12 protein-coding genes are annotated in these 12229 nt (G+C 64.5%); 4 read left to right on the forward strand and 8 right to left on the reverse strand.

Features of this window, described 5'->3' with window-relative positions; all coding sequences use genetic code 11:
• Positions 1-482 (reverse strand): AAA family ATPase (locus HL671_RS03475; RefSeq protein ID WP_172235612.1); only part of this gene is annotated, 482 nt, incomplete at its 3' end.
• Positions 483-957: 475 nt separating this feature from the next.
• Here HL671_RS03475 and HL671_RS03480 point away from each other — a divergent pair.
• Both HL671_RS03480 and HL671_RS03485 read left to right on the forward strand, forming a co-directional pair.
• Positions 958-1356 carry a response regulator gene (locus tag HL671_RS03480; protein WP_012045820.1) on the forward strand — a complete coding sequence of 133 codons (399 nt, stop codon included), beginning with the start codon at positions 958-960 and terminating at the stop codon, positions 1354-1356.
• Between the two features lie 36 nt (positions 1357-1392).
• On the forward strand, positions 1393-1848 hold the full coding sequence (locus HL671_RS03485; RefSeq protein ID WP_012045821.1) for a SufE family protein: 456 nt from the start codon (positions 1393-1395) through the stop codon (positions 1846-1848).
• A 261-nt stretch (positions 1849-2109) separates the two neighbouring features.
• Here HL671_RS03485 and HL671_RS03490 read toward each other — a convergent pair whose 3' ends face one another.
• The 7 genes from HL671_RS03490 to HL671_RS03520 all read right to left on the reverse strand — a co-directional run bounded on the left by HL671_RS03490 (position 2110) and on the right by HL671_RS03520 (position 10654).
• Positions 2110-3351 (reverse strand): cysteine desulfurase, encoded by a 1242-nt coding sequence (locus HL671_RS03490; protein WP_172235613.1) that lies wholly within the window; start codon positions 3349-3351, stop codon positions 2110-2112.
• A gap of 3 nt (positions 3352-3354) precedes the next feature.
• Complete coding sequence (gene sufD / locus HL671_RS03495; RefSeq protein ID WP_172235614.1) at positions 3355-4680, reverse strand: Fe-S cluster assembly protein SufD; 1326 nt, start codon at positions 4678-4680, stop codon at positions 3355-3357.
• 18 nt (positions 4681-4698) lie between these two features.
• Positions 4699-5460: a Fe-S cluster assembly ATPase SufC gene (gene sufC, locus HL671_RS03500; RefSeq protein WP_172235615.1), complete on the reverse strand. Its 762-nt coding sequence runs from the start codon at positions 5458-5460 to the stop codon at positions 4699-4701.
• 37 nt (positions 5461-5497) lie between these two features.
• Positions 5498-7018, reverse strand: coding sequence for a Fe-S cluster assembly protein SufB (gene sufB, locus HL671_RS03505; protein WP_172235616.1), 1521 nt, complete (start codon positions 7016-7018; stop codon positions 5498-5500).
• 38 nt (positions 7019-7056) lie between these two features.
• A complete protein-coding gene (locus HL671_RS03510; RefSeq protein WP_008961670.1) occupies positions 7057-7251 on the reverse strand; it encodes a 4Fe-4S dicluster domain-containing protein in 195 nt (64 codons plus the stop codon).
• Positions 7252-7614: 363 nt separating this feature from the next.
• Positions 7615-9357 carry a nif-specific transcriptional activator NifA gene (nifA, locus tag HL671_RS03515; protein ID WP_012045826.1) on the reverse strand — a complete coding sequence of 581 codons (1743 nt, stop codon included), beginning with the start codon at positions 9355-9357 and terminating at the stop codon, positions 7615-7617.
• A 448-nt stretch (positions 9358-9805) separates the two neighbouring features.
• A complete protein-coding gene (locus tag HL671_RS03520) occupies positions 9806-10654 on the reverse strand; it encodes an SDR family NAD(P)-dependent oxidoreductase (protein ID WP_012045827.1) in 849 nt (282 codons plus the stop codon).
• Between the two features lie 375 nt (positions 10655-11029).
• On the opposite strand from HL671_RS03520, the gene HL671_RS03525 reads away from it, so the two are divergent.
• Together HL671_RS03525 and HL671_RS03530 are read left to right on the forward strand one after the other, a co-directional pair.
• Positions 11030-11863 (forward strand): xanthine dehydrogenase, encoded by an 834-nt coding sequence (locus HL671_RS03525; protein WP_172235617.1) that lies wholly within the window; start codon positions 11030-11032, stop codon positions 11861-11863.
• 92 nt (positions 11864-11955) lie between these two features.
• Positions 11956-12198, forward strand: coding sequence for a (2Fe-2S)-binding protein (locus HL671_RS03530; RefSeq protein WP_012045829.1), 243 nt, complete (start codon positions 11956-11958; stop codon positions 12196-12198).
• Positions 12199-12229 lie beyond the last annotated feature (31 nt).

Genomic DNA, 12229 nt, shown 5'->3' on the forward strand with positions numbered 1-12229 from the left:
GCATACATCGCCATCATCTCGCCGGACATCACGATGTAGATTTCCTGCGCCTTGTTCTCGCGGATCGGCATCGCGAAGCCGCCGCAGACCACGTCGCCGAGCACGTCGTAGGACACGTAGTCGATGTCCTCATAGGCGCCGTTCTCTTCCAGGAAGTTGATCGAGGTGATGACGCCACGGCCGGCGCAGCCGACGCCCGGCTCCGGACCGCCGGACTCGACGCAACGGATGTCGCGATAGCCGACCTTCATGACCTCCTCGATCTCGAGGTCCTCGACGCTGCCCGCGGCAGCGGCCAGGCTGAGGATGGTGTCCTGCGCCTTGGCGTGCAGGATCAGGCGGGTCGAATCCGCCTTGGGGTCGCAGCCGACGATCAGGATCCGGTGACCCATCTCGGCCAGCGCCGCGAGCGTGTTCTGCGACGTCGTCGACTTGCCGATGCCGCCTTTGCCGTAGAATGCGATTTGTCGAAGTGATGACATTCTGCTCTCCATCAACCGATTGCCAATGTCCCGCATGCGCCTTGCATGACGAGAACGCGTCCTCTCTCCAGAACCGGCAGACGGGTTATTGGGAAGGAGAGCATCGCTCGTCCGAAGCGTCGGCGTGCACTCAGCCCTCAACCATTGCCTGATCAGAGTTTTGCAACGGCTGTGCCAGAGCTTTGGAATCGTTAAAAAGGCCGTCTTTTGAAAGAGATGCGGCCAACGTCGAGGCTAGGATGGAGTTGTTGCAAACCCGACATCGGGGTTTTTCACCCGACGCTCCCGGGCCGTGCTGTTCGAAACGACACATGGCATCGCAGCTGTGGCTTCGCAGCGCTGGCTTTGCAGCCGCAACGCCGAGCTCCGGTCATCGCCGGTCGCGGCTGTCTGAGCTAACAGGCCAAGGGGCGCGGTACGGAGTTTGCTTGATGTAGATCAAACCCGTCTCCGAACGGGCAGCAGGAGTATTTTGATGTCGGGCAAGGCATGCGTCTTCGTCATCGAAGCCGATCAGGTGATCCGATCGGCGCTCGGCTATATCCTCAGTGAGCGCCACGAGACCTTCACATTCGCGGAGACCGCGGATGCGCTGAGCAAGGCGGCGCGGGCCGCGCCCGACGCGGTGCTCGTCGGCAGCAGCATTCTGGAGGATAGCGGCGCCGAGATGGTCGGCGTGCTCGCCAGGAAGCTGCATCAAGCCGGCATCATCGTCGTTGCGGGATCGACCAGGTCGCCGCTGGCGCTCGCCGGGCTGCGCCAGGGCGCCGAGGCCATCATTGCCAAGCCGATCACCTTTGACGGCGTGACCCATGCGGTGGACGCGGTGCTGGCGCGACGCGGCGCCGAGCCGAGCTTGGCGCCATCGTCGTGATGTCCAAGGCCTTCAGCCGATGAGCAGGAGAAGATCATGTTGAAGCTCACCCAGACCGCCGCGCCGGGAACGCCCGACATTGCGGACATCGTCGAGAACTTCGCCCTGTTGGACGATTGGGACGACCGCTACCGCTATGTCATCGAACTTGGACGTGGACTTGCACCGCTGCCGGACGCCGATCGCAATGACGCCAACAAGGTGCAGGGCTGCACCAGCCAGGTCTGGGTCGCCACGTCGGTGCGGCACGGCGCCGCACCAGTGCTCGATTTCATCGGCGACAGCGACGCCCATATCGTGCGCGGCCTGGTGGCGATCCTGCTGGCGATGGTTTCGGGGCGCACCGCATCCGAGATCCTCGCCGCCGATCCGATCGCCCTGTTCGAGACGCTGGGCCTGCGTGAGCACCTGACCCCGCAGCGTTCCAACGGCTTCCGCTCGATGGTCAGCCGCATCAAGGCGGATGCGAAGGCGGCGCTGGCGGCTGCGTAGGTTTGATGAGGTGGTTTGCTTGTTTGATTGAGCCCATATCGAGCGACAAGCACGATGCCCCCTCTCCCCATGGGGGAGAGGGGGCGGCCGAAGGCCGCCAAGTGAGGGGTTCTCTCGGCACACTCAGACGGTCGTGAGGACGGAGACACCCCCTCACCCGAGTGAGTCTGGAACTGACGGGCGGCGTAGCCCTCTCCCACAAGGGGAGAGGGCGCAGCAATTGGCAGCGTTTCTTGGCGATGACCGGAGGGAGTTCCTAAGCTAGGAGAAAAACTCCTGCGCCTTCTTCAGCGCGCGCACCAGCGCATCGACCTCTTCCCGCGTATTGTACATCGCGAAGGACGCGCGGCAGGTGGCGGTGACGCCGAAGCGCTCCAGCAACGGCATGGCGCAATGGGTGCCGGCGCGCACCGCAACGCCGGCGCGGTCGATGACGGTGGCGAAGTCGTGGGCGTGGGCGCCCTGCATCTCGAACGAGACGATGGCCCCTTTGTCGGCGGCATTGCCGATGATGCGCAGCGAATTGATCTCGCGCAGCTGCTCGGTGGCGTAAGTGACGAGATCATGCTCATGCGCGGCGATGCGCTGCTTGCCGATCGAGGCGACGTAGTCGATCGCCGCCCCGAGCCCGGCTGCTTCCACGATCGGCGGCGTGCCGGCCTCGAAGCGATGCGGCGGATCGCCATAGGTGACCCAGTCCCGCGACACCTCACGGATCATCTCGCCGCCGCCATTGAAGGGCGGCATCGATGCCAGGAGTTCGCGCTTGCCATAGAGCGCGCCGATCCCGGTCGGGCCGTAGATCTTGTGGCCGGTGATGCAGTAGAAATCCGCGTCGAGATCGCGGACGTCGACCTCCATGTGCACGGCGGCCTGAGAACCATCGATCAGCACGGGAATGCCGCGCGCATGCGCGATGCGGATGACGTCCTTGACCGGAACGACCGTGCCGAGCACGTTCGACATCTGCGTCATGGCCACCATCTTGGTGCGCGGCGTCAGCAGCTTTTCGAACTCGTCGATCAGGAAGTTGCCGGCGTCGTCGACAGGGGCCCATTTGATCACGGCGCCCTGGCGCTCCCTGAGGAAATGCCAGGGGATGATGTTGGCGTGGTGCTCCATGATCGAGAGCACGATCTCGTCACCCGGTCCGATCCGCTCGCGGCCGAAGGTCTGCGCCACCAGGTTCACGGCTTCGGTGGCGCCGCGGGTGAAGATGATCTGCTCGGGGCTTGCGGCGTTGAGGAAGGCCGCGACCTTGGCGCGCGCGCCCTCATAGGCCTCGGTCGCGGCATTGGCGAGATAATGCAGCCCGCGATGCACATTGGCGTATTCCGCGGTGTAGACCTGGTTCATCCGGTCGAGCACGGCCTGGGGCTTCTGCGCCGAGGCGGCGTTGTCGAGATAGACCAGCGGCTTGCCGTGCACCTGCATGCCGAGGATGGGGAAATCCGCGCGGATGCGGCCCACATCATAGCCGCTGCCGTTCACCGCTGCATGCATCACCTACTCCCGTCGTCCGAGCCAGCCCAGCATCGCCTCGGTCAGCGCAGCCCTGACGCTCTCATTGGCCGCGCCCTCGATGATCTCGCCGATGAAGGCCTGGATCAGCAGCGCCTTCGCTTCGTCAGGCGGAATGCCCCGCGCCATCAGATAGAACAGCAGCTCGTCATCGATCGCGCCGGTCGTGGTGCCGTGGCCGCACTGCACATCATCGGCGAAGATCTCGAGCTCCGGCTTCGAGTCGGCCTCGGCCTCGTCGGACAGCAGCAGCGCCCGTGACATCATCTTAGCGTCGGTCTTCTGCGCGCCCGGGCTGACCGTGATCTTGCCCTGGAACACCGCGCGCGCGGTGTCGCCGACCACGGCCTTGAAGGTCTCGCGGCTCTGGCAATTCTCAGCGGCATGCTCGATCGCCAAGGTGGTGTCGGCATGCTGGGCACCCGTCAGCAGCGAGCCGCCGCGGATGTCGGCCACGGTGCCCTCGCCCGCGATGTGCACAAACAGCTGGTTGCGCACCAGGCTGCCGCCAGCGACGAAGCCGAGCTGGTTGAAGGTCGCGCGTGCGCCGATATTGGCCAGCAGCGATGAGATATGCAGCGCGCTGTTGCCCTCGGTCACGACCTTGACATGGTCGATCCGCGCCTCGTCGCCGACGACGAGCTGCAGGGCGGTGTTGACCTGATATTCGGTGCCGTCGGGCCCCTGATGCGACTCGACGAGGGTGGCGCTGGCGCCCGCGCCGATATTGACTTGCGAGCGGGTGAACATCGAGGTCGCGACCCAGTTGGTCGTGACGAAGGCGACATGGATCGGCCGGCTCAGCGCGGTGCCCGGCGCGACCAGGATCACGACGCCATTGGCGGCCAGCGCGGTGTTGAGCGCCAGCGCCGGATCATCGTCTGGCACCACCGGACCGAGGCGCTGCAACAGCAGCGGCTGGTCGGCCGCGAGCGCATCGGCCATCGGCTGGATCGTCAGGCCCGGCTCGAGATCGGCGAGATCGGACAGTTCGGGCACGAAGGCGCCATCGACGATGACAAGCTTGCGGAAGCCGGCGCCCGCAAACAGATTGCTCGCTTCGCGTGCTTTGGTCTTGGCGGCATCGTCGGGCAGCGAGGCGAGGCGCTTGGCCTCCTTCATCTGGGTGCGCAAATCAGTGTAGCGCCAGGCCTCGACACGCCGGTGCGGCAGGCCGACCGCGTCGAAGCGGTCGAAGGCTGCGGCACGCACCGCCGTGATCTCCTCACCGCCCGGCAGATACCGGCGGGCGCCCTGATACAGATCGGCCAGTCCGAGTTCGGCCTTGGTCTTGCGGATCGCGACGCCCATCCTGCTGCTCCCCACGCTCTAGGCTGCTTCGCTCTGATACTGGGCGTAGCCGGTCGCCTCGAGCTCGCGCGCGAGGTCTGCCCCCCCGGTGCGGACGATGCGGCCAGCCGCAAACACGTGGACGATGTCCGGCACGATATAATCGAGCAGCCGCTGATAGTGGGTGATGACGATCATGCCGCGCTCGGCCGAGCGCAGCGCATTGACGCCGTTGGCGACCACCTTCAGCGCGTCGATGTCGAGGCCGGAATCAGTCTCGTCGAGCACGCAGAGCGACGGCTGCAGCAGCGCCATCTGCAGGGTCTCGTTGCGCTTCTTCTCGCCGCCGGAGAAGCCGACATTGAGCGGCCGCTTCAGCATCTCGGCGTCGATGTTCAAGGTCTTGGCGATCTCGCGCACGCGCTTGATCAGATCCGGCGAGGACAGCTCCTCCTCGCCGCGCGCCTTGCGCTGGGCGTTGAAGGCCGCGCGCAGGAACGTCAAGGTCGCGACGCCCGGGATTTCCAGCGGGTACTGGAAGGCAAGGAACACCCCCTTGGCGGCGCGCTCATTGGCCTCCATCGCCAGCAGGTCCTCGCCGTTGAGATAGACCTCGCCGGCCGTGATCTCATAGCCGGGCTTGCCGGCAAGCACGTAAGAGAGCGTCGACTTGCCGGCGCCGTTCGGCCCCATGATGGCGTGGATCTCGCCCTTGTTGACGGTCAGGTCCAGCCCCTGGATGATCTTCCGTCCGCCAGCGATCTCGGCATGGAGCCCCTTGATTTCGAGCAAGGCCGTCATCGAACCCTCCTTCTGATGTTGTCGCCGCGCGGCACCGTCATCCCACCGAACCTTCGAGCGAGATCGAGATCAGCTTCTGCGCCTCGACCGCGAACTCCATCGGCAGCTGCTGCAGCACATCCTTGACGAAGCCGTTGACGACGAGGCCGACCGCCTCTTCCTGGCTGAGCCCGCGCTGGATGCAGTAGAACAGCACGTCCTCGGAGATCTTCGACGTCGTCGCCTCGTGCTCGAACACCGCGGACGAGTTCTTGGCCTCGATGTAGGGCACGGTGTGGGCGCCGCATTTGTCGCCGATCAGCAGCGAGTCGCAGGCGGTGAAGTTGCGTGCGCCCGACGCCTTGCGATGCGCGCTGACGAGGCCGCGATAGGTGTTCTGCGACTTGCCGGCCGCGATTCCCTTGGAGATGATCCGGCTCGACGTGTTCTTGCCGAGATGAATCATCTTGGTGCCGCTATCGACCTGCTGGAAACCGTTGGAGATCGCGATCGAATAGAATTCGCCGCTGGAATTGTCGCCGCGCAGGATGCAGCTGGGATATTTCCAGGTGATCGCCGACCCGGTCTCGACCTGGGTCCAGGAGATCTTCGAATTGGCACCGCGGCAGTCGCCGCGCTTGGTGACGAAATTGTAGATGCCGCCGACGCCTTCCGAATTGCCCGGATACCAGTTCTGCACCGTCGAATATTTGATCTCGGCGTCGTCCAGCGCGACCAGCTCGACCACGGCGGCATGCAATTGGTTTTCGTCGCGCTGCGGCGCCGTGCAGCCTTCGAGATAGGAAACGTAGGCGCCCTTGTCGGCGATGATCAGGGTGCGCTCGAACTGACCCGTGTTGCGCTCGTTGATGCGAAAATACGTGGACAGCTCCATCGGGCAGCGCACGCCCGGCGGCACGTAGACGAACGAGCCATCCGAGAACACCGCCGAATTGAGCGTCGCGAAATAATTGTCGGTGGTCGGCACCACGGTGCCGAGATATTTCTGCACGAGGTCCGGGTGCTCGCGCAACGCTTCCGAGATCGGCATGAAGATGACGCCAGCCTTCTTCAGTTCCTCCTTGAAGGTGGTCGCCACCGAGACCGAATCGAACACCGCGTCGACCGCGATCTTGCTGCGCGGCACCGCAGCCTCACCGTCGGCATCGGTTTCGGCGGCAGCCGCCGGCCGCTCGACGCCTTCGAGCAGCTCGACCTCACGCAAGGGAATGCCGAGCTTCTCATAGGTCTTCAGGATCTCCGGGTCGATCTCGTCGAGCGAAGCCACCTTTTTCTTCGGTTTTGGCGCCGCGTAGTAGTAAAGGTCCTGATAATCGATCTTGGGATAGCCGACGCGGGCCCAGGTCGGCTCGGTCATGGTCAACCAGCGGCGATAGGCCTCGAGCCGCCATTCCAGCATCCAGGCCGGCTCGTTCTTCTTGGCCGAGATGAAGCGGATGGTGTCCTCGGACAGCCCCTTCGGCGCCTTCTCGGATTCGATGACGGTCTCGAACCCGTAGCGATATTGATCGACGTCAATGCCCTTGACCCGATCAATCGTCTCCTGAACCGCTGCCATCTCTCACTCCGCTTGCAATGATGCCGTCCGCGCCCGCGTCAGGCGGGCACGCAGGTGTCCGGAACCGGACAGACGGCAGCGCATTGCGGCGCGTCGAAATGGCCTTCGCACTCGGTGCACTTCTTCGGATCGATGATGTACATGTCGTTCTTGAGTCGAATGGCCGCGTTCGGACATTCGAACTCGCAGGCCCCGCAGACCGTGCATTGTGAGGCGATGATCTTATAGGCCATGTGCTGCTCCCCGCGCTTTCAGCGACATCGGGCGATGTCATTCACGCGATATCTTTCAAGCGCCGTGCCAGAGAGCACTTGGTTGATTTCTAAGGAGGATTCTAAATTTCGCCGCGACGGTCAGCTGTCGCTCTCCCGACAGCATGTCGCAGATGCGACAGGGGCGCATGAGGTCGGTCGCACGTTTGAGTCGAGCTCCCGCCACAACGGCAGTGCGCTCCCCTCCCCTTGCGGGGAGGGAAGCTCACCGTCGCCGGAGCGCTAGCTCGTTTCACGACCATCCGAACGAAAACGACGGCGTGCACGAGAAAACAAAAAAGGGCGCGCCATTGGCGCGCCCTTTTCGTCACCAAGCACATCTGCTCAGAACCGCTTGACCTCGATATTGTACTTCTTCAGCGCGTAACCGATCTGGCGCGGGGTCAGGCCGAGCAGGCGCGCGGCCTTGGCCTGGACCCAGCCGGAGCGCTCCATTGCCTGCACGATGCGCTCGCGCTCGGGTACGGCGCCGCCGTCCATGCTCTCGGAATACTCCCCCTCGTCTATATCAACAGCAGCCGGCGACTCGGCCGGCGCTTCGATCGGCGCCGATGAGCGCGGCAGGATCGGCAAGGGCACGATCGGCTGGCCGCGCGGTGGCGGCGGGGTCACCGTGTTGCCCTTCCAGAGGATCGCCGACATGCACTCGTTGCGGCTGCAGGCGAAGTCGTGCTGACCGATCGCCGATCCGGCCGCGAGCGTCGCCGTCCGCTGCACGCAGTTCTCCAGTTCGCGCACATTGCCGGGGAAGCCGCAATGCATCAGCACCTCGATGGCGCTGACGTCGAAAGTGAGATCGCGCTCATTCTCGCAATTGAAGCGGCGCAGGAACTCATGCGCCAATTGCGGAATGTCGCTGCGCCGCTCGCGCAGCGGAGGCAGCTTGATCGGAACCACGCTGATCCGATAATAGAGGTCGGCGCGGAACTCGTTGCGCGACACGGCCTCCTCCAGATTGCGGTTGGTGGCGGTGACGATGCGGACATCGACCTTGATGGTCTGGTTGCCGCCGACGCGCTCGAACTCCTGCTCCTGCAGGACGCGCAGCAGCTTGGCCTGGAACGCCGGCGAGATTTCGCCGATCTCGTCGAGGAACAAGGTGCCTTTGTCAGCGAGCTCGAAGCGGCCTTTGCGGGAATTGATGGCGCCGGTGAAGGCGCCCTTCTCATGGCCGAACAGCTCGGACTCCAGCACCGTCTCAGGCAGTGCCGCGCAGTTGATCTTGATGAAGGGGCGCTTGGCGCGGTTCGACAATTCGTGGATCGCTTTCGCGACCAGCTCCTTGCCGGTGCCGGATTCGCCGCGCAGCAGCACCGGCGCGTTCGACTTCGCCACCACATTGATCTTGTCGAGCAACGCCCGCAGCGCCGGGCTGTCGCCGACGATGCCGTCGACCAGCACCTTCTTGCGATTGGCCGACGCCGGCTTCAGCTCCGACAGCTCCTTCTGCAGCCGGTGGCTCTCCGCCATCAGCCGCTCGCGATCGCGCGCCACGACGCGATGCAGCTTGATGGTCTGGCCGATCAGATTGGCCACCATCGTCAGGAAGCGGACATCGGAGTCGAGCCGGAACACGGCGCGGCCATCCCAGACCCTGTCGATCGTGAGCGTGCCGACCACGCGCTGGTCGATCCGGATCGGCACGCCGAGGAACGACACGCGGGTGTCAGCACCGGCACCGAGCGTCACCGCGTCGGCGGGACTGAAGGCCGGGTGATCGGCGACGTTCTCGGCGATCAGCGGCACGGCGGTCGCGACGATCTGATCGATCGCCTTCTGCGGCAGGCGCTCGCGGTAGCGCTGGTCACTGCCTTCGCTCCATCCGGCTCCGACGGCGAGATCGGGAATGCCGTCGTCGGCGAGCAGCGACACCACGCCATGGCGCATCTGCATGAAGGACTGCAGCAGGTTGACGACGTTGGCGAGCGTGATTTCCAGCCGCGTCGGCGCGGCGAGGATTTTCGAGATTTCGAAAATTCCGGTCAGCGCGATCTCGCTGAGCGGTATCGGGGCTGCGTTGGACCTGACGTCCTGAGCTTCGACCTGACGTGTTTCCGTTTGGACCATGGTCGCTTCTCTGGTGGTCACGGACGTTCCTGACAAGGCCGCCGTGATTGTAGGCGTTCTAACATCCTCCCCTAACTGCAGTTGATTGTCGTGCCTAACTTTGCTGCATTGCCGCAGAAGTAGTGGGCAGCAAAGAGAATAGAAAAGCTGCAGGACTTCATGATCTTAACAAATTAGTTTGCATCCCGCAGAAAGCGTGCGCTGCGGCCGCGAGGCGCCACCACATCGCGAGACAGCCCGACAAATACGTGGTGTTTCCGACACCTAATACCGCCGCATCGGGCCTCTTGCTGTACGCGGATCGCAAACAGAACAACTGATCATCAGGTTTCCACCCTCGCCTGGCACTCGCGAGGCCCTTCTGCTAGCGATGCTCATCGCTCGCTTCACATCCGCGTGTAAACAGCCGGGAACAGACTGGGCTGCGCTACGTCGATCCGTCCATCAATCAGAGGTGTTGCCCCCCATTGATCTGGATCTCCTCCCCGGTCACGTAGCTCGCAGCGTCCGAGCAGAGGAAGAACAGCACCTTTGCGACCTCCTCCGGCGCGCCGATCCGGCGCATCGGGATCAGCGGCGAGAAGCGCGCCTCGGTCTCCGGCGACACCATCTCGGTCTTGATCTCTCCCGGCGCGATGGCGTTGACGCGAATCCCGTGCGGGGCGAAATCGTGCGCCATCTCGCGGGTGAGACAGGCCAGCGCCGCCTTGGACGTCGCATAGGCGGTGCCGGCAAAGGGATGCACGCGGGTGCCGACGATCGACGTCACGTTCACGACGGCGCCCTGCCCGCGCTTGAGCTCCTCGAACAGACCGCGCGCCAGCAGGATCGGCCCGAGGAAATTGACGTGGAAGACGGTCATCCAGGTCTCGACCGAGGTCGAGAGCGAGTCGAGCCGGCCACCATCGGTGGCCTTGGGAGAGATGGCGGCGTTGTTGATCAGGGCATGCAGTGGCGCGCCGTCGAGCTTTGCCTTGATTTCGGCGATTGCGCGCGGGATTGCCTGGCGGTCGCTGAGATCGACCTGGACGTGATTGGCGGCACCAGCGTCCCAGGGGCAGCGCCCGCCGTCGAACGGCTGGCGTGAGCATGTGAGGATGCGCCAACCGGCATCGGAAAACAGCTTGGCCGTCGCATGCCCGATCCCTCGCGACCCGCCGGTCAGCACCAGCGTCTTCTGCTCGGTCCGACCAGGACGCTCGGCTGCAGCGACGTCCTGATGAAACGGACACGACGCTACCGTCGCGACCGCTTCGCCGGCCGGGTCCCGCACATCCTGGTCGAGATCGAGACTCACCTCATACCATCCTGATCAGCTGCCGATCGGCCATAGGGGAACGGCGTTCGCGGATCGCGTCGGCCCGCGGTATCGTCATGCGGCGGTTTTGCAGTTTCCGGGCCAACGGAAACCATGCGCAAACCGGTCAATCCGTGTCGCATTCACGACAGATTTGGCCGGTTCGGGACATCCCCAGCGTCGGCTTCCCTCCCATTGCTGCGGAACTGGATCGGCAACACCTTCAGGCCGCGATCGTTTTCCCGATGCCGCGGGTCTGGTCCAACTCTTGCTGACGAGGCTGATGGCTGGACTGGAAGCCGTCTTTCCAATCGCAAGGGACTGCCGGCCGCAGGACTGCCGGCCGCAGGGCATCGACGCCGTATGGACCGAGACATGGGGACGAATGCAGTGCGCTTCGCCGTTGTCCTCGGCACCAACGAGGTTGCATCGGCAATCGGCGTGCATCTGCATCGCGAAGGCTTCTGCGTCGTGCTTTCGCACGATCCCAATCCGCCGGTAATGCGCCGCAAAATGGCGTTCCACGACGCGTTGTTCGGCGACACCGCGCGCGTCGAGAACGTCATTGGCGAGCGCATCGAAAGCACGATGGACGTGTTCAAGGCGCTCGGCGGCCCGCAGCACGTGCTCGTCACCTGGCTCGGCCTCTCGGATCTGCTGCCGGTCCGCAGCATCGACGTGCTGATCGATGCCCGGATGCAGACCCGCGAGGTGACGCCGAACCTGCGCGGTATGACACGCCTGTCGATCGGTCTGGGTCCGGGCTTCTCGCCATCGGCGAATTGCGACGTGGCGATCGAGAGCCGCCAGGACCGCCTTGGTCAGATCGTGCGCGAGGGCTGGACATCGGCGCAGGACGATGGCGGCGCGCTCGGCGGCGTCGGAATCGAGCGCCTGGTTCACTCGCCCCATGACGGGCGCTGGCATACGCCGGTCGAGATCGGCACGCGCATCTATAAGGGGTTCGTGGTCGGTCACCTCTCCGGCGTCCCCGTCACCGCGCCCTATGACGGCATCCTGCGCGGCATCGTCCGCGACGGCTGCGACGTCGCCGCCGGCGTCGCCCTCGCCGAGATCGATCCCCGCGGCCGTCACGCGCAGTGGACCGGCATCGACGCGCAAGGACAGGCGCTCGCACAGGCGACGCTCGCGGCGATCCGGCTGCACGCCGCCGACCGCATCAGCACGAGCGCCGCCAGCACGCGTTGATCTGCCATTTCGAACGATTCTGATGCGGCCGCATCCGCGGCCTGAACCTTGGCATCCCGGTTGCTTATCGGTCGCAGGAGCGAGCAACAGCCATGATCATTTGTTCCTGCAACGTCATCAGCGACACCGCCATCCGCGACATCGTCACGGCGGCCGACATCACCTTCGGCTCACCGGCGCAAATCTACGATTGTCTCGGTTGTTCGGTTCAATGCGGGCTCTGCTCGCGCTCCGTGAAGCGGATTCTGGACGAGCGGCAGGGCGAAACCGCCGCCGCTTCAGTCTGGCCGGTGCATCCCGAGCCTGCGCCCTGCGCGCTGATGTCGGTGGCGTGAGGCGATCACGGCATGCGACGTGTCGGATCGC

Origin of the sequence: Bradyrhizobium denitrificans (assembly GCF_013179005.1) — a bacterium.
In the GTDB taxonomy this organism is placed as follows: Bacteria; Pseudomonadota; Alphaproteobacteria; order Rhizobiales; family Xanthobacteraceae; genus Bradyrhizobium; species Bradyrhizobium denitrificans.

What these genes read in the sequence shown, in the direction of transcription:
- HL671_RS03480 (WP_012045820.1), top strand. Translation starts at nt 958, where the DNA reads ATGTCGGGCAAGGCATGCGTCTTCGTCATCGAAGCCGATCAGGTGATC.
- HL671_RS03485 (WP_012045821.1), top strand. Translation starts at nt 1,393, where the DNA reads ATGTTGAAGCTCACCCAGACCGCCGCGCCGGGAACGCCCGACATTGCG.
- HL671_RS03490 (WP_172235613.1), bottom strand. Translation starts at nt 3,351, where the DNA reads ATGCATGCAGCGGTGAACGGCAGCGGCTATGATGTGGGCCGCATCCGC.
- sufD (WP_172235614.1), bottom strand. Translation starts at nt 4,680, where the DNA reads ATGGGCGTCGCGATCCGCAAGACCAAGGCCGAACTCGGACTGGCCGAT.
- sufC (WP_172235615.1), bottom strand. Translation starts at nt 5,460, where the DNA reads ATGACGGCCTTGCTCGAAATCAAGGGGCTCCATGCCGAGATCGCTGGC.
- sufB (WP_172235616.1), bottom strand. Translation starts at nt 7,018, where the DNA reads ATGGCAGCGGTTCAGGAGACGATTGATCGGGTCAAGGGCATTGACGTC.
- HL671_RS03510 (WP_008961670.1), bottom strand. Translation starts at nt 7,251, where the DNA reads ATGGCCTATAAGATCATCGCCTCACAATGCACGGTCTGCGGGGCCTGC.
- nifA (WP_012045826.1), bottom strand. Translation starts at nt 9,357, where the DNA reads ATGGTCCAAACGGAAACACGTCAGGTCGAAGCTCAGGACGTCAGGTCC.
- HL671_RS03525 (WP_172235617.1), top strand. Translation starts at nt 11,030, where the DNA reads ATGGGGACGAATGCAGTGCGCTTCGCCGTTGTCCTCGGCACCAACGAG.
- HL671_RS03530 (WP_012045829.1), top strand. Translation starts at nt 11,956, where the DNA reads ATGATCATTTGTTCCTGCAACGTCATCAGCGACACCGCCATCCGCGAC.